This is a genomic window from Alsobacter sp., from assembly GCF_059501845.1.
Genome location: NZ_JCACDK010000018.1, coordinates 1,476,208 through 1,495,969, shown reverse-complemented (window position 1 = coordinate 1,495,969; position 19,762 = coordinate 1,476,208). Strand labels below are relative to the sequence as shown.

The window sequence follows — 19,762 nt, the reverse complement described above, 5'->3', positions numbered from 1 at the left end:
TGGCTCGCCTCGCTTGCCTTCCTCGGCGCTGAGGTGCCACCGCCTCCCGTCCGTCGCGGTGAAAAGATGCCGCCGCCCGGGTCAGTGCCATTCTCGATGGAGAAGAGGAACGCCCCCGGCCTCGCCGCCACATTCGACGGGAAGGCCCGGACGATCCGCAGGAAGATGACGGCCGAGTATCCGCCGGACGAGGCGCATTGGCTTTCCGTGATGATGTCGGCATTCGATGCGGCTCGGCACGGAAAGACGCAACTCGCTCGACACGTGGTCGCCTCGCTCCTCCGCCCGATCGGCGAGATCAGGTTCGGCGAGACGATCCTCTTCGCGATGATCGCCGAGCGCGAAAAAATCGCGTCGCCCGATTTTATGACCAATCCGCAGCAGGGCTGATCCCCCTAGTCTCCTCTCAGACGCCGACATGCCGCGTCGGATGACAGAGGAGAAACCGATGCTTGAACAGGCTGAAGAGAAGAAGAAGAGGCCCCGCGCGAAGCGACGTGATCTGAGCACGTCCATCGATTGGAACGCGCCGTTCTATCGAATGTATGACCTTCAGAAGCACGGCCCTCTCTCGAAATCGAAGATGTACGCCGACGCGAAGGCGGGAAAACTTAAGATCAAGCGGCTCGGCGGGGTCGCGGGCGTCTTCAACGAAGATTTCCGCGAGTATCTGAAGAGGGAGGCCGCGTGATGCTCGCCTCCGCAAAGCGAAAGATCGCCTCCCTCTCGGCCCCCGTCCTATCCGGGACACTCGCCGCTCTCGACCGGGCGCGAGCCTCGGTGGAGAGCCTCAACCGGCTCGACGCCCGGATCAGCAACCGGCCTCGTGAGGCCCGGGAAGCGGCAAGCCGTGTGGCCGCCGCCGAGCGGCGCCTCGCGATCGCCGAGCTCGCCGAGGACGCCGAGGGAATGAACGCGGCACGGGCGGAGATTGCCAGCGCGGCGATCCTCGCGCCCTTCGAGCGCGACGTCGCCCAAGAAGCGCACCGGGCGGCGGTCGAAGCGGTGGCAGAGGCCGTCCATCAGGCACGAGCCGAATTCCAGCGTGAGACCTCCGACCGGCTCGCCGAGGCCGAGGCCGCCATTCGGCACCACGAAGAGGGCCTGTGGGCGGCTATGGTCATCCGGGCCGCCCTCCGGTGCGAGCCGCCTCCCCCGCGGACCCTCGAACGGTTCCGGGCCGATGAGTTCGGACCGTGGGACCGGCCCCTCCCGCCCGACGCGGAGGCGCTCCTCGCGGTCATCGCCGAGCCCTCCCGCCAGATCGAGCGGATCACGCGCGCCTCGGAGCGGCGGACCTTCGCCTGATCCACCTTCCCCGCCGTCTCCGCGAAGACGGCGGGAGAGCAAGCCGGGGCGTTCCTTTTGAGGGCGACGGCGGCCCGCCCAACAACGGAAAGCCGACCTCCGCGCCCCGGCGCCTGTCAAAGGCCAAAGCGGCGGACAAGGTCGGCAAGGCCGCCACTCTATTCCGGGCTCTCGCCCCTTCGAGGCACCATGAGCGACGCCGAATTTGATCCCCTCCGAGCCGCTGATCAGCATCGATGGCAAGACGCCGTCGCGCTCGATCCCGGACTTCCGGATGGTGCTCTCCGGGTGGCGCGATGCCTCTTCGCCCATCAGGGGCAGGACGGACGGATTTTCCCGAGCGGAGAGACGATCGCGGCGATCCTGTCGATCTCCGACCGGTCGGCGTGGCGGTTTCTGATGGCGCTCGTCGGGCGCGGATTTCTCGTCCTCGTCCGGCGCGGAGGCGGTGCTCGATCGAACGAGTACGCGCTCGCTCTCCCGCCCGGGTCCCGGACCATCTTGGAGCGCGGAAGGGAGCTCGCCGAGTGTCCTCAGACGTCCATGTCTGCCAAATCTGGCACACATGCGAAGACTGACAGAACTGGCACACATGCGGGCCTATGTCTGCCAAATCGTGTCTCTAAGTCTGCCAGTTCTGTCATAGGAACCCCTATAGAACCCATTAAGGGAGGGGGAAGGGGTTCCACCCCTTCCCCCCGACCCCGTATCCCCGGGGGTGTGGGGGTTCGGGATGACGGGATCGGGATCGCGCCAGAGGCGCTCCCCTCCCGCCCGGGATTTCAGAGCTTCCTCGAAGCCTATCCACCTCCCCGGTCGGGCTCTTGGAATAGACCGGCGATCGACGCGGCTCGGGTCGCCTTCGAGGCCGCGGTCGCCGGGGGCACCGACGCCGCCACCATCCTCGCCGGGGTCGGCCGGTACGCCGAAACGGTCGAGCCGCGGTTCCTTTCGACGCCCGCCAAGTGGATCGCCCGGAAGGGATGGGAGGACCGCCGCGTCGCGTCCTCGACCGAGCCTCAGGACGACGGCGAGGAGGAGCCGACGATCGGCTACGTCGAGCGGCCTGTGATCCCGGAAGGGCTCGACCGCCGCCTCGCCGAGGCACTCCGGGAAAATCTCGACGCGCACGAGCGCGACCTCGCGAAGGGCTACCTCGATGAAGAAACGCTCTGGCGGGCCCGAGCCGAGACCGCCGCACAGATCCAAGACCACCTCTCCCGGGAGAAGAGACATGCAGGACGTTGAACCCGCGGCCCCGCTGAAAAAGCGGGAGAAGCCGACCAAAGGCCTCCCCCGCCTCGGCGAGATTGGCCGCTACCGCCTCCTCGCCGATGAGATTGGCGACCTATCGAGGTTTGCGGACTGGCACGAGATCAATGCCGAGGACGTTGCGGCCTGTAGGGCGCTTCGGGCTCAGGCCATCGAGCGGTTGTCCGAATTGCCTCCAATGAAGCTCATCGCTGATGCGATGAACTCGGCGTATGACGCGCTCGAAGAGGAGAAGGGGTCGAAGTCCACGGTGGCCGAGATCATCAAGATCACGAGCGATCTCCTCCCGGTCCCGCGTGGGCTCGACAAGGCATCATTCGTCGCCGGGCTCATCATGGTTGCCGAGGAGTATCCGGCCGCGATCCTCGCCGCGACATGCGGCAGAGCGGTGCGGTTGCTTCGCGAGCTTCCCCTGATCTCGGACCTTCCGAGGCTCGTTATCGAGGAGCGCCACCGGGCGACGGCCTCGTACAGAATGCTGTCCCGTGTCTTCGATCTTCGGTGTGACGCGGTGAGCGTTCTCGACACGCTCGGCGACGACGCGATCCTCAGAAGCTTCGGCGAGGAGCCGTTCGACATGAGCGGATGGGAGTGACCCATGCGCGACCGTCACCTCCGCCTCATCCCCCATGACCCGGCCGCGACCGCCGAGGCGAAAGCCCGCCGACGCGCGATGGACGCCGATGATCGCCGCGCCGAGTTCGACATTCGCCATCGCCGCGGCGATCGCATCCGGATCGAGCATCAGATCGCCGGGACCCTGTTTGGGCTCGACTATCTGACAATCCGCGAGAAGTACGCCCGTCGCGAGGTCGGCGATTGGATATGGGCGAGCGGCTCGGCGTATCTCGACCCGGACGCGATTTACCGAGCCCGCGCTTTGGCGATGGGGCAAATCCCGCCCCCTCGGGAGACCCCGAAGACCGCGAGCGAAATCTACGCCTTTCGCCGCGACCCGAAGAACTGGCGGCGCTGACCGCCTGAGGAGACCATCATGCCTGACATCGATCACGACCTCTGGACCGAAGGCCGCGAGGCCTCGTGGAACGCGATGACCCCGGAGGACAAGGGTCGCGAGTTCGACGCCCGCCTCGCTCGCGGCGATCGCCTCGCCCGGCGCGATCCCTACTCGTCGGCCCTCCTCGACCGAGAGGAGGCTCGCCGCATGTTCTCGACGGGAGAGCGAGCCTTCGACGTGTTCGAGCACGGGTCGCCCGTGTTCCCGCTCCTCGCCGGTCCCGGCTCCGCCCGGCCGGTCTCTGCCGCGCCAATCCCGGCGAGCGGAGGCGGCCCCCGGCCGCCCGCCGCGTCGCCCCCCATCCCGAACCCGGCACCGACCCATTCCGTCACGCCGAGGTCCGCCCCGGTGGCTCCCCCGACCCCGCCTCGCATGTCGCTGCATGACCGGGTCTTTGCCGCTCGCCGCGCCGTGGTCGAGGAGGCGATGACGGGCCGCAAGGCCGCCGAGGCTCCCGCTCCTCGCGGTTCTCGGGCCGACCTCGGGGGCCTGTCCGATCGTGTCCTCGCCGATCGAGCCCGCACCGTCCGCGAGGGGAAGAGCCGGTGATCTCGACAGGGAGCCCTCAGGACGGGCGATCGCCTCCGGAGCTACCCGTGTCGCCCGGAGAGGGCGATCGGCCGGTGGCGGCCACTAGGAGCCCCGGGAAACCGGCATCCCGAGCCGTGGGTCACCTCGAACGACTTTTCGGGGTCGCCTGACTGCCGAATATCAACGTGGGTCCTCCCGGGGACTTTGCAGGGATGCGGCGCCGAGCGACCCGGTTTTCGAATGTTTTTGCACTTCTGAAAACAGGCCTAATGGAATGCCCCGCGTAGAGGAGAGACACGTGACCGCCGACCTCGACACCACAAAAGCGCTCCGGAGCGCGCGCATCACGACGACCGTCGCCGCCGAGCTCCTCGGAGTGACGAGCTCCCGCATCTCGCAACTCACGATGTCGGGGGTTCTCCCGCCGAAGGAAGGGAAATGGTTCTCGCTTGCCGATGTCGTCACGGCATTCGTCGGAAACCTTCGCAATGACGCGCGGCGGACGACGATCTCCGCGTCCGCGTCTCGAAAAGATGACGCCCGGACGCGCGAGATCGAGCTCCGGATTGCGGAGAAGGAAGGGCGATTGATCGACCTCGAAGAGCACGACGCGATCCTCGATGAGGTGATCTCGACGGTCGTCGTCGGGCTCAACAGCCTCGCTCCCCGTGTGACCCGGAACCCGGCGATACGGGCGACGATCGAGCAAGCAGTGAACGCGATCCGGACGGAGCTCGCCGACAAGATGCAGGCACGGGCTCGCGAGCTCAACGCCGCCACCAAGTGACAGGCGGAGGCGGCCTCCCGGCCGCGCGACGCCGCTCTCTCGAACGAAACAGGTGGCAGCGATGCCGGACAGAGTGATGACCGCCGAGGCCCGGATCACCGCGCGAGATGCGACGGGCCGGGTCTTCGACCAAGTGGCGCAAAAGATGAAAGGGGTCGAGCGGGCCTCGAAGGGGCTCAACGCCTCGATGATCGGAGCGGCAAGCCGGACACAGAGCATGATCTCCGCGATCCTGCCGACCGCCGCTGTAGGGGCTGCAATCGCCGATGGCGTTCGCCGGGCCGCCGAGCTCGAACGTACGACGACCCGGCTCGGCATTACGTCGGAGGCGACGGCTGCACAGGTCGCGAAGGCACAGGCGGTCTTCTCGCGGGTCGGCCCCGCCTATGGTGTCACGAGCCGGGAGGTCGCATCGGCCGCCGAGCAATACGTCGCCGCGGGTCTATCGTTGGAGACCGCGACGGGCTCGATGGATGCGACGCTCCGCGCCGCGAAGGCGACCGGGTCCGAGGTGAACGACATCACGTCGGCTGGTATCTCGCTCATGCAGCAATTCGGCGTGTCGGTTGACGAGCTCCCGGCCGCCTTCGACCGGATGAGCAAATCCGCGAAGCTCGGAAGCTTCGAGGTGAAGGACATGGCTCGCGAGCTCCCCGCGATCCTCTCCGCCGCGAGCCGGGCTGGTCTGACGGGTCTCGACGGCGAGGCGCAAGTTCTCACCGATTTGCAGATGGTCCGGAAGGTCACTTCGAGCGGCTCGGAGGCAGCAAATCGCTACTTCAATCTTCTGACCAAGATTTATTCGCCCGAGACATCCCGCAATTTTAAGAAATACAACGTCGATTATCTGAAGGAGATCGAGAAGGGCCGCAAGGCGGGCGTGAACGCGGTCGATACCACGCTCGGACTGATCCAAAAGCTCACGGCCGGGAAGAACAAGACCGAGAAGGAAGGCATCCTCGGCGCGCTCTTCGGAGACATGCAGGTCGGACAGGCCCTCGTCGGGCTCCTGTCCAATCTGGACGAGCGGGCTCGTGTCCTGAAAGAGACGCTTGGCGGTGCCGCCGGGAGCATCGACAAGGACCTCGGGAAGGTGCTGGACACGACCGCGTCGAAGATGGAGCGGTTCGGGGCGAATTGGGATCGCCTGATGACCCGGATCGGATCGGGCGCGGCGACCGTCCTCAACCCCGTTCTCGAAAGCATCAACAGGACGGCCGACGCGGTCGAGGGTCATGATCCGGACTACCGGAAAAAGCCGCCGCAGACCGACGCCGAGAAGAAGGGTAACCGCTACTTCAACCTCCTCTTCAACGGCGTGGACAGCACCGATTGGCCGAGCGATGTCCGCGAGCGGCAAGCCCGCGAGCGTGGCGACGCGAACCTCGATGCAGGATTGAAATCGGCGAACCGCGCGGCGTGGCTGGACGTGGTGGGCGAAGGTCAGGCGGCGGTCGATCGCGCGAACAATCCGGGTCTCCCGGAAAGCTGGTACACGAGCCGCCGAGATCGGCGCTACCGGTCGCACGACCGGTCGCAAGGTCTCGAATATGACCGGCTGCGGGCGAACCGCATGTCGCGGGAGTACGCCGAGGGTCAGGGGATGCTCGCCGCCGCCCGTGCGGCTCAGGAGCGGCAAGCACGGGTCTCCGGGGCGTTCACGCCCGGGCCTTTCTCGGGCGTCCTCCCGGGAGGCTTCGGGTTCGGCGCGTTCGGCACACAGGGCCGTGACGCGGTCGTGGGCGGGGTCCCGGCGCCGGGCGTTCCGATGCCTCTCGCCCGGTCGGAGCCGACCGTACAGGCGATCGCCAGCCTCGAAGAGGCAATGAAGACCGGCGCCGTCAAGGCGACCCTCGAAGGTCAGGCGACGATCGTGATCGCGCTCGACCCCGCGCTTCGGGCGCAACTCAACGCGGCGACGGCCGGACCGAACATCGCAGTCACGACGAATGGTCCCGGCTCGACCGGGTCGTCCTCCCCGGACGCGGCGGCCCCGGCCCGCCACGTCGGCCGCGGCGACCTGTGAGGAGGTGACGATGCATCGGTATGAAATGCTCCTCGGGGAGGAGCACGTCTCTGACCCCGAGCTCATGAAGACGATGACGAGCGGCCTCATCGCCTCGGTCGCTCTCGGGGTCTCGGAGGAGAAGGCGGAGGTCGTCGCCCTTGCCATGCTTCAGGGCTCGATCGACGCCCTCCTCGCGCTCGCCCTGAAGGCGGCCCTCCGGGGCTCGCCAGTAGGCGAGGACCCGAGCCGCACACTCGCGGCAGGGCTCGAACGCACCGCCGCCCTGATCCGCGCCAGAGGCCTCCTCGGGGCCGCCGCCGCCGACGAGGTCGCCAACTGAGGGGAAGGGAGGGGAAGCCCCCGCTTTCCCCTCCCCAACGGGCTGGTTTTCGGCGCACTTCCCCCGCTCTCCCCGGATTGATTTCCCCTGCCGATCTCGCGGACCATCGAGGGGTCACAGGAGACCCGAACGATGATCGCTCTCGACCTCGCCCGCCTCGACTTCCTCGCCGCCGACGAGCTTTGCGCCGACCTGTCCAGCGATGGCGGGGACGCTTACGAGCTCGCGTGTGCTCGCCGCTCCGAGCTCGCGTGGGGCCTTGCGACGAAGCCGGTCCTCACGCCGCGCGACCGGGCCGCCCTCGCCCTCCTCATCGCCGAGGACGGGCTCTCGATGCCGGGCCTCGTGGACGCGCTTCGGCTCCGGTCGGGAAGCGTTATTGCCGCGGCATAGACTGGTGCAGGAAGCCCGCGGTAGGGCCGGGGCCCCGTAGGAAGCCCCGAGCCAGAACGCCCCCTCCCGAGCCGCCTGCTACTCGCGCTGAAGCGCTCGCGAACAGCAAGCGCGGTCGCAACCTCGATCACAACTCCGTTGGGATGGTACTACTCCCGATGCGCACATTTCTCAGAAGTGATGACTTTCGTCCCCGTCGCGAACCGGTCGGTTATGATCGCCATCGGGTAAAAGCCGCTTCTCGACAGCCCGGTTTCGTCGATCCACCGGGCACCACTTGTCCGCCGAACCGATCGCCGAGCGGGCCGACCTGACGGACCGCCGGAAGACGCTTTACGAGCGGGAGTTTCCGGAGACGACGCCGACCTCGGACGGTGGAGCCGGGAGGGCGAAGGCAACTCGTCGCCAATCTGGCGACGAGACCGCGGACCGCTTCACGAAGGAGCCTCCGACGCGGCAAGGAAAAAATCCGCCCGAAGGTTGCTCAGAATGAGCAATCTATCGCCGACCGCTTCAGCGGGCCGACCTTGGCAGCGCGGCGCAAGCGCCAAATTGGCGGATGCGTTCCCCTCCGACGCGGCTCGGCGCAAACCAGCACACGAGGGTTTCGCAACCTGCGAAACCCTCCGCCGGGGGGTTGAAGGAGATACGCACCGAAGTCGCTAGATTGGCGCGGTCGGCCGCGGTGGAAAGAGTGCGCAACTTGCGCACTCTTCGCCTGACCGCTTCACGCGGGACGTTTCGGAGACGAAGGTCGGGGCGACAGGCAATTGCCGGGGGAAGGTTCGCCATTTTGGCGAACCTACTTCGGACCGCTTCACGAAGGACGCCACCGCCGCGGCGATCGCCGAGATCGATGAGAACTTGATCCGCCGGGACCTGTCCTCGTCGGAGCGGGCCGATCTCACCGCGCGCCGGAAGACGCTTTACGAGCGGGAGTTTCCGGAGGCTCCGCGGGGACGAGGAGGGGACAGGAGATCAAAAGACGTTTTGTCGGTTGATAGCTTCAACTCCGACGTCGCCGCGAAATCCGGCCGCACAAAGAAATCGATCGAGCGCGACGCGAAGCGCGGCAAGGCTCTTGGGACCGCCACGCTCGCCCGTGTGCAGGGGACGAAGCTCATCGGAAATTTCTGCCGTGACCCTGTTGATTGACCGACACCAACTGCTGACCGTCGAGGAACGCCTCTCCGTTTTCAAAGACCAAATTCAGGTCAGGTCGATCGGCAGCGAGGGCAAGGCAAGCTTCGTGAAAGCTCCGACCTTTCGCTTCTCCGAGGTATTGCAAAGCGCCGGGTGCGAGTTCGATGGCGATGCGCCAAACGAGTTCGTCCATGACGAAATCCGATAGCCTATCAATTGATGTTTTAGGAATAGCATTAGCTGAACCATTCGAGCAAGGGCTCGGCCGTAGCGAAGTTCTCTTCCGCGGACCGCAGGCACGAAGCCGAGGCGGTCTGTGAGGCTTCAGCGCATCGCGAGGAACGCCCCGCCGAGAGTGATGCATCCGAGCGCGAAGCACACGAGAGCGCCGATCGCGGCACCGAGCGCGAGGCCGTACGAGCCACCGTGGCGACGGTGGGCGTCCGGCGAATAATCTGAAGGCCAATGATCCCGGGGCGTGATGATGTGTTGCGCGAGCTTCTGAGGTTCGGCCGGAATGCCGCTGGCGATCCGGTAGTTGAGGAACGCGAAGAGCATCGCCCCGAGCGTGAGGAAAAGGCCGACGCCGAACCACGAGAACGGCGTCACAAATGCCGCAGGGCTCACGTCCGGCTTGCGGCCGGACAAGGCTCCGATGAGGGCGAGCGTCGAGACGACGGCCCCTCCGTTCGCGAGGAAGACCGAGCGAAGAGCAAGCTGCGCATACCCGACATTGTGGCGGTCGAATTGGAGAGCTCGCTCGCCCTCTTGCCGGGCAAACTCGACGTTGGCGGTCCTCTCGGTCTCTCGGAAGAATTTCCATTCCTCGAAGCTGCGTTCTTCAGGGCTCATCGAGCCGCTCTCCGGTTTCAGGTGACCGGAAGCTATGCCCGAACTCGGCCGGAACGCGACGCCCCCTGACGCTTGTCCCCGATGCACACAGGAGGGTCCGCCCGCCTCGACGGGGCCGACGCCGGGGCGATACCCTGAGGCGCGGCGGCGCGCGGCATCAGGCGATGCCAAGGTCCCGGGCGAGCTCGTCCAGAGGAGGCGGAGGGGCTCCCTCGGCCGGGAGGCTCGATCCATTGACGACCGCCCGCTCTCTGACGTCAGGCGCCCAACACGCCACGACGGCGAGCACGGTGCGCAGCGGCGCATACATGAGCACGCGCTCTCGACCGCCTCGCTCGCGGAGTGCGAGCGTCACGAACTCTTCGACGTCGGGCCTGTCCATATGCGAGCCTCCGGGACCGATCGAGCCCGAACGGCCGAGGCGGGATGAGGTTCTCGGGTTGACCTGACGACCGCCCTGCCATGCCGCGAGAGAGAACCCGGCGAGAGTGCAAGCAATCGCACGGACTAGGGATGCGGCTAGGGTCGCCGGATTTCTCTCTCAAAAGAGTGAACGTTTTCAACTTGCTCTGGCAATAGTGAGAAGGACCCCCTCTCCGCCAATTTCCCGATCTCCTGAAACCGGCAAAGTCCTGCGAAATCAGGCCTTCTTGACGCGCTGCGGACGCCCATCCGGAGCGTTTTGCCGTGCCTGTACCAGCAAATGTACCAGCGATTGTACCAGCCGCCGACCTCTCCGGCAGTCCCGATGAAACGCCCGCGGCCGAGCCGCCGCGCGCGGCGCCCGCCGCCCGGCCGGGCCTGGCCCGAACACCGAGCTACCTGACCGGCAACCCGTCCGGCTGGCGTTTCCAGATGCGCCTGCCCGGCTGGCTGAGGGCAGATTCGTGGGTTGCTGGCTTTCCGGCGACGTTCAAAAAGTCCCTCGGTCCTGGCCCGCGCCGCGAGGCCGAGCGGACGGCGAGGATGCTCGCCGCCTTGTGCGCCGACATCCTCGCCCGGAACCGCGCGGCGCTGGAAGGACAGGACATGGATCAGGTTTCAGACATGACGGGGGAGCAGCGCGCCCTCGCCGAAAAGGTCGTCGACGCGTGCCAGACTGCGATCAATCGTGCGCTGGCCGACCCCGTCAGGAGCATCGGCCTGGCGCGGACCCTCGAGACGGCGCGATCGTCGCTTCTCGGCGTGCAGGCCGAGGTCGGAAAGGGCGACGCGGGTCTCCCGACCATCCGCAACAATGCCGAGGCCATCACCCGCGACGCGCTGGCGAGCGTGCTCGCTCTCGCGAGCGATCCGCTGAAGGCGGCCGACTTGCTGCGGGCTGTCGCGGGCATTGCGCCGAGCGCCGAAACCGTTCCGATGCCGACGCCCGCCGCACCGGCGGGATACCCGGCGGGCGGGGCCAAGGAAGAGCTCCTGAACGGCACGGCGCCGAAGATGCCGCTCTTTTCGGATGTGTCTGCGGCCTACATCGCCATGCGCAAGGCCGCCGACGGCCCGGATCACAAGGACATCCGCTATCTCGAGCTGCGCCGACAGACTTTCCTCGACGTTGTCGGGGACCGGCCGGTCACGGAGTACTTCCCGAGCGACCTGCAGGACTACGTTTCAGCCATGCAGTTCTGGCCGGCCAACGCGACCAAGCGGGCCGAACTTGCCGATAGATCGATCCGGCAGATCCTCGAGGAGAACAAGGACCTCAAGCTGAAGCCGCTGGCGCGCAAGACCATGAAGGAGGGCTACGTCGCCAACATCCGCACGATGATGCGGCACGGCATGCAGAACCATCGTTACCGCGATCCGTTCGCGGGAGCGAAGCTGAAGTACCCGGCCATTCTCGCTCCATCAACGGTCCGCGAAGGATCATCGCTGAACAGAAGGCTACAATGGTGATCGAGCGGTTGGCTTATGACGGGCTGGCCGAACGCTACGACGTCGATATCTTCACCGCGAACCAGACCGGCCAGGACTTTTCCAAGGCCTCAGCCAAGCTCAAGCGGCATGTGTACGATTACGTGGTGACCGACTCCGAGATCGAGCGCAAGTTTGCCGACGAGCTGGATACTGCAAGCGAGGTGGTGGTCTACGCCAAGCTGCCGCGCGGTTTTCTGATCCCGACGCCGGTGGGCGACTACAACCCCGATTGGGCGATTTCCTTCAAGGAAGGAAGCGTCAAGCACATCTACTTCGTTGCCGAGACCAAGGGCACAATGTCCTCGATGAAATTACGTGAAGTGGAAAAAATCAAAATAGATTGCGCACGCAAATTTTTCCTTAAGATTGAGCAATCATTCGCAACAGACCGCATCAAATACGATGTCGTAACGAGTTACAGCGAACTAATGGGCATCGTTTCATGAACGTAAAGCCAAGCCGTCAATGGAACGCCGTTACTCTTGCGATGGCCCACCAACTCGAGTGCTGTCTATGACAACCATAGTAGGCGGCATGTCAAATACAATCTCCGTATTCCCATTGTTATCCCGGCCGATAGCGCCCCGCCCAACAATTGTAACCTTTGCACCATTTTCGTGCGCACCGGCGATGACAATCTGCGCATCGTCGCCGGACCAGGAATCAAATTCTCCAGCACCTTCAACACTGACATAGTACTGATAGCCGAGCTTGAACCGCTCGGGAACATCCATGTCGTCCTCATCTATGATTTCGTAACGCCCCTCTTCGACGACTACGACAGGGATCTGCTCAACGGGCACTGGGTTGTTTTCGCGGATGGCCGTTAGGTGGGCGTTCTTTAGCCGAAACCGGAAAACCGTGCCTGCCCAGGGATTAACGTCATCAGGCACTCCACACGCTCCTTTCGTCACTTCGTCGTCTACCGTTGCTGGAGGCCAAATTGGATATCGAAATTGTGGATCCCGGCAAGGAGACCGAAGGCGCAGAGATCACGGCGAGATGGCTGCGCCCGGCGACCATCCTGAAGGGCTAGAAGCGAATCGGAAGATGTGTCAGAGTCGGCTCGCGATCGTTCAGTCGGTCGCAGCGCCTCCTTCCGTGCTTGCACGGTTTTGTTTCCTCCGTGCTCGCACGGGTTCACGAGCAACGACCTCTGCAGATCCATTGCAGCGGGCATCTCGTGGCATGCAGATGTGAGCATCTGCTTGTGAAACCGCGAAGGAGCAGACACTGTGCCAACTTTCATAAGCAACATTTCGAAGCGGAGCGTCAAAGCGCCTGACCACCCCACCGCGGCCACCATCTTTGCCGAGAGGCTGGGTCGAAGAGAGTATGGCCGACGGGCCGGCTGTGTAAGTCTGCGCAGAGACGGAGCAGATGACGACGGACTGCGTACTTACTGGGACGCGACGGTTGGACTTCCCTCGTCCAGCAAACGCTGGTTTGGCCGTTTTGTGCATTTTGTCGTCAAGATCAAGAATTCCGAATAGGGGCTAAGTCTCTTATAAGCTCATTTTGCTAGCTCAGCAGTGCGGGGCGAAGTTCGCTAGACTTCGCCCCGCCACAAATACTGAGAGCGCCTCACATTCTGAGCGGCCGTCGACTTCATCGGTACATCTAATGCGAGATCAAGCTTTCACTCCGGAGGCCGGTGCAGCTGCGCAGTTACCAACTGCCGGTTCGCCAATGACTGTTCCATTGTGTTTGTCTGCTTGGCTATCGAACCTAATTTCCCATCAAGCACCGGGAAGCCAGCTCGCGTAGCTGCCCTGGTGCCGTTCTGATGTCCTTGAGATCGATGGTGCCCACAAGAAGCTCATCATCGCTGCCGACAATGCGGTGACGGCTTAGCAAGCCCGGCACCTCGCCGAGCCGCGCATGGTGAGGGTAGAGCAGGAGCAGCTGCGGGCATCGGTACAGCCGACCGTAGGCCATCATCTGGTAGACATCGGCCTGCGAGACGCCCTGCTTCGGATCGTCCACGACAGGCGCGAGGCGCTTCCATTTCGTGTCGATCAGGAGCGTCGTTTCGCTATCGCGTTTCACCAAGATATCGGGCTTCGTGCGAAATCGCCGGGCGCCGCTTGCCGCATCTTCTAGACAATGCAGCAACCCACCCTGCGCCACCACCCGCTGCCCGCTGCCCGGCAGCGCGCGGGCAAGCACGCGGGCGACGTACTCCTCAAAGAGCTCGTGCATTGGAAAAAGGAGGGAAAACCCGGCCGTCCCGCCGCCCGAAGTGGTCTGGAAACGGCCCTGCAGCAGCAGGCGCGTAAGGACCAAGAGGTCACGCCAGCGTGAGTTCGTCCGGTCGAGCACCACGGCGTCGAACCGCAAGGCCTCGACCGAAACCGTGGCAACGTCGGCGTAGACGAAGGCGAGCTCGCGCAGGGCGCGCCGTGCTTCCGCGCTTCGCGCAAGCGTCAGCAGGCGCAGCACGGCCGCTTTCATGATCTGGTTTAGGACGATGTCGGGAGACAACGCGTCGTACCGGCATGCCAGGATCTGGGGGCTCGCGGCAAGCCGCGTAAATTGGCGTGTAGCGTCGAGGCGTCCGCGCAAGACACCCAGGTTTTCCTCGTGGCCAATGTAGCGCCGTGGAATGCCTCTGCGCACGGCCTCGGTAAGCATCCCAGCGAAAAGGCGGATAAGGATTTCGAGGAGATCGTGCCGCTGCCAGTCGAGTGCGGTCATTGCTCCCGCAGACACGTCCAGGTCGTAGGTTGCTGCAAGCATATGGACGAGCTGGCGGCGAGTGCCTCCGTCGTCCAAGCCGTCAATCTTCGGCAGGATCTCCAGCGCACAGCCCTCCGCCGCAAGGACGCCGACCGCCTGCCCGGCCCTCAGATCCTTTCGGGTGAGGCTGAGAATTCCGCTGCCGTCCACGCCCCCAAGCGGCAGTGCCCGGGCGACGGTCGCCAGCCGGACAGCGGCGGCTTCGTCGATCTGCCCGTCACCGGTGCCGTAGGCTATTCGGCCCCATTCAGACACCGTCCTGCGGATCACGAGAGGGCCTGGTAGGCATCGGGAGCGAACGATGATCGGACGGACCAGCGCGCGCGTTCCTCGCCCCCCTCCTCGGCAAGACCAGCGGGCGGCTTGAGAGAGGTTTTTTGCAGGAACAAGGCTCCCGCCGGATCTCCAAGGGCGAGCGCCACCTTGCCCCAGTCCTCATAGAAATATTCGGCCAGCAACGGGATCACGCGGTGGCGCATGACCGCGTCCACGTCGGCTCGGCTGCCGCAGTCGATGAAGTAGGCGTGCCCGATCTGATGTTCCCGGTCAAAGAGATACTCGATGCGTGCGTTGATCTCAGTAAGGAGCGCTACCAGGTCGATGCCGCACTGCTCACTTGCTTTGGCGAGAAGCTCCGGTTGGGCATCAGCTCTTCGAAGCTGAATCGGCGGCGCAGGGCCGTATCAAGGAGCGCGATGGACCGGTCGGCGGTGTTCATCGTGCCGACGATGTGGAGGTTATCCGGAACCCCGAAGTTGTCGCCAGATGCCGGAAGGCGGACCGTAATTTCCCCAGGGCGTCCCAGCCGCTTATCCGGCTCAATCAGCGTGATCAGCTCACCGAAGACCTTCGAGATGTTCGCCCGGTTTATCTCGTCGATCACCAGCACGAACTGGTCGGGTGCTGTGGGTGTGGTCGCCGCTGGCTCGCCTGGCAGAAGGCGGGCAAGGGCCTCCCGCTTTAGGTGTTCGTCAGACAGGAGATAGCAGGACGCCTGTGAGAACTGCTTGCCGTAGATTTCGTCCACCGGGAGTGGCTCGCTCAAGACGAGGAGCCAGCGAACGTCCCGCCGATGCGCATAGTCGCGGACGGTCGTCGGATCGTAGCGGTAAGGACCGGTCACCTCGCCCACGGCGCGGAAGCGCGAGTTTCCCTCCGATACGACGATGAGGTCGCCTACCTGCATGGAGCGAAAGCGCCAGATCTGTGCGATATTGCCGGAATTCCCGGACGTGCCGGGCTCAATCTCATTCCACTTTGCGAAGACCTCCTGAAAATTCTCGAACTTCGGGTCTGACCAGTCTTCGGAGCCGCCCCAGCCCAGAACCGCGTAGCGGCCCGCTATGGCGGCTTCGTAGATATAATCCTCGCTCCCGGCTCGGCCGAGCGACATTTTGAACACGCGCCGCCCACTGAGGTCGAACGGAGCCGATTGGGCTCCCTTCTTTCGCGCCTGTTCCGCCAAGGTTGCGATCTCCCGGAATATGCCGCGCCGCGGCTCCAGCCGGAATCCCGCTCCGTCATCCCCTGCGCTGGTCACAGGCCTGAGCCCTTCGACGAAATCTTCATAGGCGTAGGATTGGTGAAACGTGACAAATCGGATCTGCCCAGCTTCGGCAAGCGCGCGATAGCGGGCCATTGTCGCCACACGCGTATCCGGGACAGTTCCGTCGCACAGCCGAACAGCCTCGGCGGCAGTCCTGAAAGTTTTCCCGGTTCCGGGAGGGCCGTAGAGGATCAGGTTTGTGGAGTTTGGCATCGAGAATGGAGCCGACGTTTCGGGTTGAGGTGTGACTGCACGACTTCCGCCTTCGATCGGAAGGTCGAGAGCATCGGCGATGTCTGGGCGGAGACGGTAAGCGACAAGCTTTTGGGGGAACTTGAGGTAACTTGCTCCTTTCTCGCCGGCTTCCCGTATCCGCACGGAACGACCCTCGACCAGGAGCGCGCGCGCTACTTCAAGGATGTCCTGCTCTTCAATCGCTTCCTCGGTCTCGTTCGATGCGCCCGCCGGCTTTATCCGGTAGGCTTCGATACCAGTGGCGCGATTCAGCATGCGAACTGGCCTGAAGACATTGCCATTTGCATCGAAGAGAACCACCGGGTCCTCGTCGGCATCGACCGGCTCGCCCCTACTGAAGGCGGCGTAGCGGCGAAGCCAGTATAGATGCCCGTGTAGTCGCGGAACCGGGTTCGTGGCATCGGGCATAAGGATGCGAAACCGCTCGCCGCCGGCTCGAGCATTATCCCGGACAGCTTCAAGAGCCAGACGAACCTGTTCAAGGCCGTCAACTGCGAACGCCGCATCAAGATCTCTGTAGGACAAACCTAGTTCAACTAAGTGCCGCTCGATCCGGAAAATTGTGTTGAGGCCCGTACTGACGGCATTTGGTGAATGCTTCGGCTCTAGCCAGGATCGGAATTCTTCACGCCGCAATGTGTGTCACCCTTCCGGAGTCATAGGCTAAAGCGGAGAGATCTTCATGTCGCCCTGGGATCGCCGCTGGACAGCGAAGCTCGGCCTGGCCCGAGGTAGCGGTTTCAAATCGTGGAGCCGAAGCGATTCGAACCATCACATTGGTAGTCTGAAGGTTCTTAAGGCCGCAACGGCTGTCAGCCGTGGAGCCGCTTTCGCCGTCCGTGACGACACGGGATTTGGCGCCCATCGAATTCATGTTCGCGCCATAAGCGGAAATGGGCGAACTTCCAGAAAGCAGACGAGCAGATACACAGGGGTCGCGCGCGTAGCGGTCGGAATGCGACCGTGCCGATCGAGAGCAGACCCGCGACGCGGACTGCAGACCTCCATCATGGTTCACCTTCCCAGTACGGCGGCTCGCCGAACGCCTCCCTGAGATGGGCCACAAGCGCGCGGATCTTTCCGGGCGTTTCGTGGTCACGCGGATGCGCGACGAACAGCTCGGCATTCTGTGGTACTCGGTCGAGCGTGACGATCCGGAGCGTGCCATTACGTAGATCGTCATGGACCATGAAGCGGGGGAGGAGTGCGAGCCCCAGTCCGGCGAGGGCCGCGCCACGCATCATCAGTCCGTTGTTGATACACCGAGGGCCCGGCGGCGAGGGTTCCCGCAAACGGCAAGACACTTCACGTTCGGATCGGGGGGCATGGGCCGGCCGTGGTGCTGCTGCACGGCTATGGCGAACCGGCGACATGTGGGGACCGCTAGCCGCGGACCTCGCCAGGGACAACACGGTCATCGTGCCGGACCTGCGCGGCATGGGGCTCTCGGCCCGACGCGCTGGCGGCTGCGACGAGAAGACCCAGGGATAGGATGTTGCCGCCGCCCTGCGCGAGCTGGGCGTCACAGAGACTGATCTGGGCTTGGCGACAAGAAAGCGGCGCCGCTGCACAGCTTCCGGCATCGCTTCAAGTCGGTCGCCCGCGAGGTGGGAATAGGCAGGGATAACCACGAGGGCATTACCGGCCACCGGGCGGGGCGCACGCGAGGTGACGATTACGGCGAGGTGCCACTCAGCGCTCTCTACCGCGAAATCCGCAAGCTGCCGCGGATTGTCCTGACACGGCCCGAAGCACTAGCATGTCACGCAGAGAGCGCTGTCGCCGGTGCATTCCGCCACGCCCAGCCTGTCTTTCTCGACTGAGCCAGGAACGTGTGAAGGACTGCATTGAAAGCTACCGGGTGCGTCATGTGGGGTGCGTGCCCTGCACCTGAAATCTCCAGCGGCGCGCCGCCCATTGCCCGTGGGAGGTATTGGCTGTTAAGCGCGGAGAGATCCACGAGAGGTTCGGACGCACCGTTCACGATGGCTAATGTTCCCGCGAAGCGCTGCGCGGTCTCGAGCTGGTTTGAAATCCGCCCCTCGACGAGCGCCGCCATCATCGTCGTCCGCGCTCGGCCATCGGCACGCAGCACAGCATTTACTAGGAATTCGCTGTTCGTCGTGCAAGTCGCCGATACGAAGCAGCGCGCCTCCTCAGGCGACAGCTTCTCCTGGCCCGCAAGGCTTAAAACAGGGCTGGGTCTGAACGAGGAGCAGATCTGGTTCCAGTCGGGTGTCACCAAAGGCGTACCGACTAGGCAAAGCCCGACAACACCAGGAAACCGGATCGCCAGTTCGAGAGCGACGTGGCCGCCGAGCGACCATCCAACAATCGCAACGTGGTCGATGTCCATTGCTTCGAGCACTTCAACGATCGCGTCAGCGTAGCCAGGCATCGTGTAGGACGCTTCCGGAGACGGGCTGTCGGACGAAGCCCCGTGCCCCGGCAGATCGACCGAAACCGCGCGGAAATCCCGGGACGGGAGGCTGGCGACCTGCGCCGCGAACACCTCCTTGCAGAGGGAATTGCCATGCAGGAACAGAACCGGGAGCGCGCCTGAGCCGGCCTCCTCCACGGACAGGGTTCCGTGGCTGGTCTCGACGAAGGCCGAAACATGGGTTGCCTTGGATTTGGCGCGCATGACCTGCTCCGATGCCACAAACGGCGATCTTCGATCGATGAAGAGCTATCGGAATCTGATAAAAACACTGGCTGGAGATTGCAGATGTTTAGCGATGCCAGTTTCAGGAAGAATTAAGCCCTATGACAGGCAAAGCCAGCCGCAGTAGAATGCGGGTCAAGTGTGAACGCATGGGGGAACGGGTGACGGATTCGCCTACCGCTTCGGATCAGGAATACGTCCTGGGTCACTCGAATTCAGAGCTGGAGAGATTGCGGGAACAAGGCACGATTTTTGAGGAGGCGACCCTGTCCGCCTTGCGCGCGGCTGGCCTTTCCCCAGGAATGCACGTGCTCGATCTGGGCTGCGGCGTCGGAGACGTCTCTCTTCTGGCCGCCAGCCTCGTCGGGCCCACCGGGTCCGTGCTGGGCGTCGATCAGGCCGACGTGGCGCTGGGCTACGCCAGAGGCCGTGCTGCCAGTTCAGGCCATCACAACGTCACCTTCATGCAAGCCGACGTCGAGGCGCTTCACCCGGTGCAGCCGCCCGATGCCATCATCGGCCGCTTCATCCTGCTCTACATTCCCGAGCGAGCCGCGCTGCTGCGGCGCCTGGCCAAACTGCTTCGGCCCGGCGGCGTCCTCGCCTTCTGCGAAATGGATGTCGGCTCGGCGCAATGCAGCGCTCCGATGCCGCTGTTCGAGGAAGGGCTTGGCTGGGTCGAATCCGTGTACAGGCGGGCTGGCATCGAACCCAACATGGGGTCGATGCTGCACCGGACATTCCGGGAAGCGGGCCTGTCGCCCCGATTGACGGCCCAGGCCGTCGTGGAGGGGGGCAAGGACTCGCGCATCTTCCGATACTTCTCCGAGACGCTGCGCAGCCTGGCCCCCAGCATCGTCGAGAGCGGGATCGCCGACATGGACAAGGTCAAGCCCGACAGCTTCGGCGATCGCCTGCGGGACCAGGCAGACGACAATGTCTGCTTCTTCTTCCCGCGCCTCGTATCGGCCTGGGCAATAGCCTAGCTGGC

Annotated in this window: 24 protein-coding genes and 1 pseudogene; 17 read left to right on the top strand and 8 right to left on the bottom strand. The window is 64.3% G+C overall.

What is annotated here, in order from left to right; translation table 11 throughout:
* Window positions 1-96: 96 nt before the first annotated feature.
* The 13 genes from AC5JCN_RS21930 to AC5JCN_RS21870 all read left to right on the top strand — a co-directional run bounded on the left by AC5JCN_RS21930 (window position 97) and on the right by AC5JCN_RS21870 (window position 9,008).
* Window positions 97-390, top strand: coding sequence for a hypothetical protein (locus tag AC5JCN_RS21930; RefSeq protein ID WP_495757212.1), 294 nt, complete (start codon window positions 97-99; stop codon window positions 388-390).
* A gap of 58 nt (window positions 391-448) precedes the next feature.
* Window positions 449-691, top strand: a complete 243-nt coding sequence (locus tag AC5JCN_RS21925; protein ID WP_495757211.1) for a hypothetical protein — start codon at window positions 449-451, stop codon at window positions 689-691.
* Window positions 691-1,308, top strand: coding sequence for a hypothetical protein (locus AC5JCN_RS21920; protein ID WP_495757210.1), 618 nt, complete (start codon window positions 691-693; stop codon window positions 1,306-1,308). The genes AC5JCN_RS21925 and AC5JCN_RS21920 overlap by 1 nt, the downstream gene beginning before the upstream one ends.
* A gap of 189 nt (window positions 1,309-1,497) precedes the next feature.
* The gene (locus tag AC5JCN_RS21915) at window positions 1,498-2,556 is read left to right on the top strand and encodes a hypothetical protein (RefSeq protein ID WP_495757209.1); all 1,059 of its coding nucleotides are present in this window, start codon (window positions 1,498-1,500) and stop codon (window positions 2,554-2,556) included.
* Entirely contained in the window at window positions 2,543-3,175 is a 633-nt protein-coding gene (locus AC5JCN_RS21910) for a hypothetical protein (protein ID WP_495757208.1), read from the top strand. Before AC5JCN_RS21915 ends, AC5JCN_RS21910 begins: the two co-directional genes overlap by 14 nt.
* 3 nt (window positions 3,176-3,178) lie before the next feature.
* Window positions 3,179-3,556: a hypothetical protein gene (locus tag AC5JCN_RS21905; protein ID WP_495757207.1), complete on the top strand. Its 378-nt coding sequence runs from the start codon at window positions 3,179-3,181 to the stop codon at window positions 3,554-3,556.
* Window positions 3,557-3,574: 18 nt separating this feature from the next.
* Window positions 3,575-4,147: a hypothetical protein gene (locus AC5JCN_RS21900; RefSeq protein WP_495757206.1), complete on the top strand. Its 573-nt coding sequence runs from the start codon at window positions 3,575-3,577 to the stop codon at window positions 4,145-4,147.
* A 280-nt stretch (window positions 4,148-4,427) separates the two neighbouring features.
* Complete coding sequence (locus tag AC5JCN_RS21895; protein ID WP_495757205.1) at window positions 4,428-4,916, top strand: hypothetical protein; 489 nt, start codon at window positions 4,428-4,430, stop codon at window positions 4,914-4,916.
* Window positions 4,917-4,992: 76 nt separating this feature from the next.
* Window positions 4,993-6,942 (top strand): phage tail tape measure protein, encoded by a 1,950-nt coding sequence (locus tag AC5JCN_RS21890; RefSeq protein WP_495757204.1) that lies wholly within the window; start codon window positions 4,993-4,995, stop codon window positions 6,940-6,942.
* 10 nt (window positions 6,943-6,952) lie between these two features.
* The gene (locus tag AC5JCN_RS21885; RefSeq protein ID WP_495757203.1) at window positions 6,953-7,264 is read left to right on the top strand and encodes a hypothetical protein; all 312 of its coding nucleotides are present in this window, start codon (window positions 6,953-6,955) and stop codon (window positions 7,262-7,264) included.
* A gap of 132 nt (window positions 7,265-7,396) precedes the next feature.
* Window positions 7,397-7,657 carry a hypothetical protein gene (locus AC5JCN_RS21880; protein WP_495757202.1) on the top strand — a complete coding sequence of 87 codons (261 nt, stop codon included), beginning with the start codon at window positions 7,397-7,399 and terminating at the stop codon, window positions 7,655-7,657.
* 864 nt (window positions 7,658-8,521) lie between these two features.
* Window positions 8,522-8,812: a hypothetical protein gene (locus AC5JCN_RS21875; RefSeq protein WP_495757201.1), complete on the top strand. Its 291-nt coding sequence runs from the start codon at window positions 8,522-8,524 to the stop codon at window positions 8,810-8,812.
* Complete coding sequence (locus AC5JCN_RS21870) at window positions 8,796-9,008, top strand: hypothetical protein (RefSeq protein WP_495757200.1); 213 nt, start codon at window positions 8,796-8,798, stop codon at window positions 9,006-9,008. The genes AC5JCN_RS21875 and AC5JCN_RS21870 overlap by 17 nt, the downstream gene beginning before the upstream one ends.
* A 116-nt stretch (window positions 9,009-9,124) precedes the next feature.
* On the opposite strand, the gene AC5JCN_RS21865 is transcribed toward AC5JCN_RS21870, so the two are convergent.
* Window positions 9,125-9,652: a hypothetical protein gene (locus AC5JCN_RS21865; RefSeq protein ID WP_495757199.1), complete on the bottom strand. Its 528-nt coding sequence runs from the start codon at window positions 9,650-9,652 to the stop codon at window positions 9,125-9,127.
* A gap of 157 nt (window positions 9,653-9,809) precedes the next feature.
* Window positions 9,810-10,034 (bottom strand): hypothetical protein, encoded by a 225-nt coding sequence (locus tag AC5JCN_RS21860; protein WP_495757198.1) that lies wholly within the window; start codon window positions 10,032-10,034, stop codon window positions 9,810-9,812.
* Between the two features lie 584 nt (window positions 10,035-10,618).
* Here AC5JCN_RS21860 and AC5JCN_RS21855 point away from each other — a divergent pair.
* Window positions 10,619-11,545, top strand: a complete 927-nt coding sequence (locus tag AC5JCN_RS21855) for a hypothetical protein (RefSeq protein WP_495757197.1) — start codon at window positions 10,619-10,621, stop codon at window positions 11,543-11,545.
* Entirely contained in the window at window positions 11,539-12,012 is a 474-nt protein-coding gene (locus tag AC5JCN_RS21850; protein WP_495757196.1) for a restriction endonuclease, read from the top strand. The genes AC5JCN_RS21855 and AC5JCN_RS21850 overlap by 7 nt, the downstream gene beginning before the upstream one ends.
* Window positions 12,013-12,042: 30 nt before the next feature.
* On the opposite strand, the gene AC5JCN_RS21845 is transcribed toward AC5JCN_RS21850, so the two are convergent.
* From AC5JCN_RS21845 to AC5JCN_RS21825, 5 genes are all read right to left on the bottom strand, one after another.
* Window positions 12,043-12,459: a hypothetical protein gene (locus AC5JCN_RS21845; protein WP_495757195.1), complete on the bottom strand. Its 417-nt coding sequence runs from the start codon at window positions 12,457-12,459 to the stop codon at window positions 12,043-12,045.
* Window positions 12,460-13,294: 835 nt separating this feature from the next.
* Window positions 13,295-14,575, bottom strand: a complete 1,281-nt coding sequence (locus tag AC5JCN_RS21840; protein WP_495757194.1) for an McrC family protein — start codon at window positions 14,573-14,575, stop codon at window positions 13,295-13,297.
* Entirely contained in the window at window positions 14,572-14,868 is a 297-nt protein-coding gene (locus tag AC5JCN_RS21835; RefSeq protein WP_495757700.1) for a hypothetical protein, read from the bottom strand. The genes AC5JCN_RS21840 and AC5JCN_RS21835 overlap by 4 nt, the downstream gene beginning before the upstream one ends.
* Window positions 14,869-14,894: 26 nt before the next feature.
* Window positions 14,895-16,742, bottom strand: coding sequence for a DUF8426 domain-containing protein (locus tag AC5JCN_RS21830; RefSeq protein WP_495757193.1), 1,848 nt, complete (start codon window positions 16,740-16,742; stop codon window positions 14,895-14,897).
* 371 nt (window positions 16,743-17,113) lie between these two features.
* The gene (locus AC5JCN_RS21825; protein ID WP_495757192.1) at window positions 17,114-17,410 is read right to left on the bottom strand and encodes a LysR substrate-binding domain-containing protein; all 297 of its coding nucleotides are present in this window, start codon (window positions 17,408-17,410) and stop codon (window positions 17,114-17,116) included.
* Between AC5JCN_RS21825 and AC5JCN_RS21820 the strand changes: the two are divergent.
* A pseudogene (locus AC5JCN_RS21820) lies at window positions 17,389-17,594 on the top strand (alpha/beta fold hydrolase); the annotation flags it as partial. The gene AC5JCN_RS21825 and the pseudogene AC5JCN_RS21820 sit on opposite strands and share 22 nt — an antisense overlap.
* Before the next feature lie 274 nt (window positions 17,595-17,868).
* Here the strand turns inward: AC5JCN_RS21820 and AC5JCN_RS21815 are convergent.
* Window positions 17,869-18,750 carry an alpha/beta fold hydrolase gene (locus AC5JCN_RS21815; protein ID WP_495757191.1) on the bottom strand — a complete coding sequence of 294 codons (882 nt, stop codon included), beginning with the start codon at window positions 18,748-18,750 and terminating at the stop codon, window positions 17,869-17,871.
* Window positions 18,751-18,872: 122 nt separating this feature from the next.
* On the opposite strand from AC5JCN_RS21815, the gene AC5JCN_RS21810 reads away from it, so the two are divergent.
* Window positions 18,873-19,757, top strand: a complete 885-nt coding sequence (locus AC5JCN_RS21810; protein WP_495757190.1) for a class I SAM-dependent methyltransferase — start codon at window positions 18,873-18,875, stop codon at window positions 19,755-19,757.
* Window positions 19,758-19,762: the final 5 nt, after the last annotated feature.